7 protein-coding genes are annotated in these 6,359 nt (G+C 53.5%); 3 read left to right on the top strand and 4 right to left on the bottom strand.

The genetic code is table 11. The features are described from left to right. Window positions 1-882: LodA/GoxA family CTQ-dependent oxidase (locus ABF87_RS04735; RefSeq protein WP_193567995.1), on the top strand; the 882-nt coding region annotated here is incomplete at its 5' end. Next, window positions 879-2,003 (top strand): FAD-dependent monooxygenase, encoded by a 1,125-nt coding sequence (locus ABF87_RS04730; protein WP_160827971.1) that lies wholly within the window; start codon window positions 879-881, stop codon window positions 2,001-2,003. The genes ABF87_RS04735 and ABF87_RS04730, both read left to right, overlap by 4 nt. A gap of 31 nt (window positions 2,004-2,034) precedes the next feature. Here the strand turns inward: ABF87_RS04730 and ABF87_RS04725 are convergent, their stop codons facing one another. Continuing rightward, window positions 2,035-2,859, bottom strand: a complete 825-nt coding sequence (locus ABF87_RS04725; RefSeq protein WP_240143514.1) for an alpha/beta hydrolase — start codon at window positions 2,857-2,859, stop codon at window positions 2,035-2,037. 7 nt (window positions 2,860-2,866) lie between these two features. After that, window positions 2,867-3,421 carry a DUF2141 domain-containing protein gene (locus ABF87_RS04720; protein WP_160827969.1) on the bottom strand — a complete coding sequence of 185 codons (555 nt, stop codon included), beginning with the start codon at window positions 3,419-3,421 and terminating at the stop codon, window positions 2,867-2,869. A 274-nt stretch (window positions 3,422-3,695) separates the two neighbouring features. Between ABF87_RS04720 and ABF87_RS04715 the strand changes: the two genes are divergently transcribed. Beyond that, window positions 3,696-4,844 carry a class I SAM-dependent methyltransferase gene (locus ABF87_RS04715; protein WP_160827968.1) on the top strand — a complete coding sequence of 383 codons (1,149 nt, stop codon included), beginning with the start codon at window positions 3,696-3,698 and terminating at the stop codon, window positions 4,842-4,844. A gap of 123 nt (window positions 4,845-4,967) precedes the next feature. Here the strand turns inward: ABF87_RS04715 and ABF87_RS04710 are convergent, their stop codons facing one another. Continuing rightward, window positions 4,968-5,828, bottom strand: coding sequence for an HDOD domain-containing protein (locus ABF87_RS04710; protein WP_160827967.1), 861 nt, complete (start codon window positions 5,826-5,828; stop codon window positions 4,968-4,970). Window positions 5,829-5,950: 122 nt separating this feature from the next. Further along, complete coding sequence (locus ABF87_RS04705; protein ID WP_160827966.1) at window positions 5,951-6,280, bottom strand: nucleotide pyrophosphohydrolase; 330 nt, start codon at window positions 6,278-6,280, stop codon at window positions 5,951-5,953. Window positions 6,281-6,359: the final 79 nt, after the last annotated feature.

Here is a 6,359-nt window from a genome sequence, read left to right as displayed (position 1 = left end):
CCCGCCTATGCGCCCGGCATTGTGAACATGACGACCTGGTACGATCAGGCGTTGAATGTAAGCGCAAAAGTGTTCAACCCAGCGCTGATGAAAGCAGTGCCTTCGTTTACCCAGGATATTTATCCGATTCTCAAGCGCACTGTTTTACTCCATTGGGTCGTTGAGCGCGCCAACCGCCACCATGGTGGCGCAGGCAATTTCTTGTCCCAACAGCGGCTGACCCAGTTGGCGGATAACAGTGATACAGCCAAACCTGCGCGGCAGAAAATCATCAACTGGCTGATGAAACCCAATACTCCGGTCGATCCCAATACCTTACCGCCGTCCATGCCGCCGAACATGCCCAAGCTCAATAGCGGACTCGATCCCGATGATCCGACACAAGGCGAGTATGCGGCATTGACCGAACTTCAATATGCGATGATGGAACAATGGGCCAATGGTAACTTCAGCGCCGATTGGACAGCAGAGCCTGTACCTGTTCCATTCGAAGACCTTCCTTTACAAGAACAACCGGCTGCGCTGACCCGCTCGGCATTGGAAGGCTGCATAGGCGCGCCTTTTTTCCCCGGAATCGAGGTCACCTATGTGATCGCACAGTCAGCGACCTATGAGGCGCCTTTCCGCATCAAGCAAAGCTTGCCGCCAGGCTTTCTCACCGAACGCATGGCATTGCCATGGCAGGCTGATTTTCTCGATTGTGGGGAATTATGGTGGCCAGCGCAACGCCCGGTCGAGGCCCTCACCGATTCCGGCGAAATACAACGGTTCGCACGCGGAATCAACAGCTATGGCGATATGGTGAAATGGTGGACAGAACTCGGCTTCATTATCGAAAAGGATGACAAATTCATCGAAACCGAACGTAACCCATTCAGTTGATCAAATCTAGCCATTCATACGATGTGGTTGTCGTCGGCGGCGGCCCCTGCGGTCTTGCCGCCTCGTTGCGTTTGGCCAACAATGGATTGCGCGTCGCTCTGATTGAAAAAGGATCGTATCATCAACCGCGCGTGGGCGAGCATCTGCCCGCATCCGCGATGGGCGTGCTTCAGGAATTGGGAATCTCAGCCATTTGCAGCGACGCGACCAGCCACCTTCACTGCGCAGGAGTAGTGTCGTGGTGGGGAAATGAGCATACACCGCATGAATTGGATTATTTCTATCACCCGTTCGGCCATGGCCTCAATCTTACGCGTCCCCAATTTGACCGGCAATTTGCCGATCACGTGCGCCGACAAGGCACCCTGATCCTTGAACACGCAAAAATTCAGCAATTAAGCTGGACGGGCGCTGCCTGGAGAATCGATATTGTTACCGAGGAAGTTCGCTGCTGCATGGAAACCCAATTCGTGCTCGATGCCAGCGGCAAATCAGCCAGTATCGCCAGGACGCAAGCAAGCCATATCATTGCATGGGATGCGCAAATAGCACTGATCCGAAATTACCATAGCTGTGCCGGGCCGATCAACGATCGCACGACCCACATCGTGATCGAACCCTGCGAAATCGGGTGGTGGTATTTCGCTCCACTGGCCGATGGGCAGGGCGTATGCATGTTCATTACTGATCCGGATTTGATCGATCTGAGAAAACATTCGATTGAGAATAGTTGGCGGGTCGTACTTGGCAAAACCCGGGCCGTGGCCCCTATACTTCAATCGTTTGCGACAATGAGTAAGCCTGTTGTCTGTTCGGCAAGGAGTCAACGCCTGGACCATTTTTTTGGTGACCGCTGGCTGGCCATCGGCGATGCCGCCATGGCGTTCGATCCGCTGTCATCGCAGGGCATCACCAAAGGATTGCGGCATGGTTGGATGGCCGGACAGGTCGTTATTCGCTATTTATCCGGGGAAACGGCTGCGATTGCGCATTTCAGTCAGGATCTGGAAGCAATTTTTTCTGAGTACATCGCTACCCGGGCGGGATACTATGCCACCGAGCAGCGCTGGGCCGATTCATTATTCTGGCGCCGCCGCCATACTTCTACCGGCAAGCGCTGAATCGGTTGCCGCGAAGCCCATAGATTCATCGCTATTGTTTAGGCAGCTTGCTCATCCGTTCATCCATAAACCCTCCCAGTGCTTTGATCCAGCGCGGTTGCATGAAAATGAAGCCGCTATTGTGTCCGCCTTCCAATGTCAGAAACTGCTTCGGTTCCGCGGCCGCCTCAAATAACCGCTGACCGTGTCCGAACGGGATGATCTCGTCGTCGGGGCTATGGGCGATGAAAACCGGGCACGCCACCGACTTCAGCGACGCCAGCGTGTCGTACTGAAAGCGGGCAATCCAGCGCACCGGCAGAAACGGATACAGCGTTGCCGCCAGGTCAGGCGCTGATGTGAACGTCGAAGCCAGCACCAACAGGCCCGGTTGCTCACGGCCCGCCAACCATGCCGCCACTGCACCGCCGAGCGATTCCCCGAACAATACGATTTGTGCCGGTGCATGTCCCTGAACGTCGATCAGATAACGCCACGCTGCCTGCGCATCCGCATACATACCGGCTTCCGATGGCGTGCCGCTGCTCCGGCCATAACCCCGGTAATCCACCAGCAACGTGTGATAACCCAGCCGTTTGAACATCGCCAGATAATTGATGCGATGGGAAATATTGCCGGCATTGCCATGGAAAAACAGCACCGTTCCTTTGGCCTCTGGCACTGGCACCCACCAGCCATGCAATGTTTCGCCATCGCCGGTGGCGATATGCACCGTTGAATACTCCAGACCAATATCAGCCGGGGTATCGCTGAGCTGTTGCTGTGGAAAATACATCAGCCGGGATTGCCCCCAGTACACCAGCAGCACCAGCGCCACGTAAGCAACGGCAACGATCGTCAACAAGCTCAGCAGCATGCGCATACTATCGTTCGGGAGCTTCGCGCAGATTAACGACGATATCCGCACCTTGTGAATTCGTGGTAAATGCAGAATCGCTGAATTTCGGGAAGCTGCTAGGATTATCCGGATTGTTCGATAAGCCGAACGGCTCACTGGGCACTAAATTCCACTGTTTTTTCAATTTCCGGTCACCGTCGCGATCATGATAGACCGCGACCGCATAAGTACCGGGCCGATCGAGATTCATGCAGACGATCTGTTGGCCCTGTGCCGCGGGAACGCGAACCTTGCGCTTACGCCCTTTTTTGAATAGAAAGTGCTCTGGATCATCATATAATTCAACGTTGAGAACCCCGCCCGCCTTGACGTTATTGACCGTGACACGGATCTGGGCCACTTTGGCGTCACACCGCTCCGACACCTCATGCGGTTTGATGTTGAAGGACGGCTCGGTCGCATCGGCGTGCACCGCAATGAATAGGCTCAGCATGGCTAACGAGGCCACCTGGCAGAATTTTCGTCTGAACCCGGAGTCCTGACGGGAGGGCGGTTTATTTTTAAAATGAACCATTTTCATAAGTATATCCATAGAAAAAATCGACAGTGTGCAAACATATACAATTCTACACAGCGCGGAGATGCATGCTTTCAAAAAAATCTCAACAACACCCTGAAAAATTATTGCGAAATCCATTTTCCTGGTAATCAACCGAATTCTAATCGCATGGAGGGTATAATACCGGCTCATTCCAAGTTTGATCATCATCGACCCACGTTCTACCTCGTCATGTACCGAGATCTCCGCATCAACCCAAACATCATCTGCAACAAGGCGCACCTCAACGATTGCCATGTCTGATTATCCGTTCGTGCATTGGAATGAAAAGGGCGAAGAACAATCCGCCCGCTGGCGCTCGGAGAAAAATCTACCGCCACCGCGGCGCGTCCAGGTCATCGATGACCGGATCAGCGCTGACGCCGCTTACCGGCTGGCCTGCGAAGGCATTGCACTGTTGTGGCGGGGTGATTTTCAAAATGCGCGTCAGCTCCTGCAAGCGCTAGCGCGGCGCATCGAAAAAAAACGTGCGCTACGCATGGAGAGCATTCCTCATCCATCCATCACAGCAGCGTTTCACGCGCATCGTCAGGCGCAGGCGCAGCGTGCCCGCATATTGGGCCAGTTACTGATTCCCGTCGCGGCAGATCATAGTATTCCATTGCGCCGTGCGCCTGATGTTCGGTTAGCTTGCCTGCAGGCTTACGGCTCGCGTTCTGACGGTTACATCGTTTCATTGCGGGAATTGCATGGCGTGATTGGCGCGCATGAATGGCACAAAAAAGGGATTGACATTCCAGCGCTGAACGCGCGAATTCATCCGCACTATGGCGTTTTCGCGCCGATCCGCAGCGAATATGTCGATTTGATTAACCGCGTACCCTTACCGGATAGTATTGCAACACAATCCATTGCATTCGATATCGGCACCGGCACGGGAATTTTAGCTGCGGTACTGGCGCACCGCGGTATCCAGCGTATCATCGCCACCGATCAGGATATGCGCGCACTGGAATGCGCACGCGAGAATCTGACTCGCCTGAATTTCATGAAACACGTAGATCTGGTGCAGGCAGACCTTTTTCCGGCAGGACAAGCCGCGTTGATTGTCTGCAATCCCCCTTGGCTTCCGGGGCGCCCGAGTTCGCCGCTGGAACAAGCCATCTTCGATCCGGACAATCGCATGTTGATCGGATTTCTGCGTGGTCTGGGCGCTCATCTGGTTCCCGGTGGCGAAGGCTGGCTGATTCTTTCCGATTTTGCCGAGCATCTGGGTTTGCGAACTCGAGAAACATTGCTTGCGCTCATCGATGAAGCTGGTTTGACGATCCTCGGTCGTTCCGACATACAGCCGTGCCATCCGCGCGTAGCCGATACCGATGATCCGTTGCACCCCGCACGTGCAGCGGAAATCACGTCCTTATGGCGATTGGCTTCGAAATAGCGCTCAGGAAAGATGACGTTGCGGACGAGCTGGAAAATACTTGCGTCGGTCAAACCACGTTGTACTCAGACTCGCCCAATTTGCCGGCTTCCTGAATATTCCCAGTAATTTTTTAGCATTCTGCTATGCGATGGCCAATTGCTTGGCCTGCTCTGCCACTGTTTCTACTTCTTTGGCGATGGCATCCTGTTCAATGGCATCGATTCCCAACCCAATCCATTCCTGGGGCAGAATTTTCCGGTCCATATGCTCGGGAATCCCCAGATCCGGCAGGAGTTTCTCTGCGAGATGAACCAGATTCACAAGCGGCTGACCGGCTTCAGCGTCGGCATTATCGGGCATATGATGATAGCGAATAACCGCGACGATTTCTTCCGGCAATCCCCAATGCAGCGCAAGCCGTGCACCGAGTTCACCATGATGCGTTCCTAACAGCTGCTGTTCGATGTTCAGCAGCGAATCGTCGGATGCGGCACTGAGTTTTTCGTACAGCGCATCGCTGGCATGGCCATCAAGGAAATTCAATATGTTATAGCCGATATCATGCAGCAGGCCCGCCAGGAATATCTGATCATCCAGAGGACGCAGACGCGCGGGCATATGTCGGGCAATTACGCGCATCGCGTTGGCAATGGCCATATTGTGCGTCCACAGATCCGTGGATTTGAATTTGCCTTCGGATGGCTTGGCCAAAGCCGACATCGTCGCAATCCCGACCGCGACCGATTTGACCTGCGTCAATCCCAAGCACATGGCCGCATCGCTGACTGAGGTAATCTTGCGCGGAGAGCCAAACAGGGCGCTGTTCGACAAGCCGATGATCTTGGCCGAGATCTGCGGATCCTGGGCAATGAGCTTGAGCAATTGCGCTTCTCCCTCATCCGTATCCAGCGCCAATGTCAGCAATTTCTGTGCAATGACCGGCAGCGCGGGAAGTGTATCGATACGATCAAGAGAATGCTGTAGACCAACGCCATGTGTCATAGTGTGATTCCTCCGATGTAATTTCCACTGTGCAGCGCCATTCTAACCAAGCAGCGCCCTTGAATCAAAAAAACGATGATTGTGAATGGCTTTTAGACTCCGAGCATAATGCTTGGCGCCAGCTATAACTCGGTATATTTCTTTGCGGTTCCCTTGGATTTTGTCACCGGATACTTCTGGGCATTGCGCTCAATCTTTTCCAGCATGATCCGGCGCACATCAAAATCATACTTTTCAGCCAACATGAATGCATACGCGATCACATCCGCGAGTTCTTCCTTGACCTGTTCAGGATCGGCCTGCTCGGAAGTCTTCCATAAGAAAGCTTCCAGTAGCTCACCGGCTTCGATATTCAGCGCCAGAGCCAGGTCTTTTGCAGTATGAAACTGTGCCCAATCCCGTTCATCGCGGAATTTGATCAATAATTCAGTAATTTCTTTGATATCACTCACTTAAAATCGGTCAATTGTTGAATGAAGCAGCAATTCTGGCGTGGATAGATTCATTGTTAAGGAACGCTTTTCGGCCTTT

It is taken from the genome of Nitrosomonas sp. JL21 (genome assembly GCF_009833095.1).
Taxonomy (GTDB): Bacteria; Pseudomonadota; Gammaproteobacteria; order Burkholderiales; family Nitrosomonadaceae; genus Nitrosomonas.
The sequence above is the reverse complement of the archived record's forward strand: the minus strand, read 5'-3'. Positions and strand labels throughout refer to the sequence as shown.

Coding starts and splice junctions, on each gene's coding strand:
- ABF87_RS04725 (WP_240143514.1), bottom strand. CDS start 2,859: ATGCTGCTGAGCTTGTTGACGATCGTTGCCGTTGCTTACGTGGCGCTG.
- ABF87_RS04720 (WP_160827969.1), bottom strand. CDS start 3,421: ATGAAAATGGTTCATTTTAAAAATAAACCGCCCTCCCGTCAGGACTCC.
- ABF87_RS04715 (WP_160827968.1), top strand. CDS start 3,696: ATGTCTGATTATCCGTTCGTGCATTGGAATGAAAAGGGCGAAGAACAA.
- ABF87_RS04710 (WP_160827967.1), bottom strand. CDS start 5,828: ATGACACATGGCGTTGGTCTACAGCATTCTCTTGATCGTATCGATACA.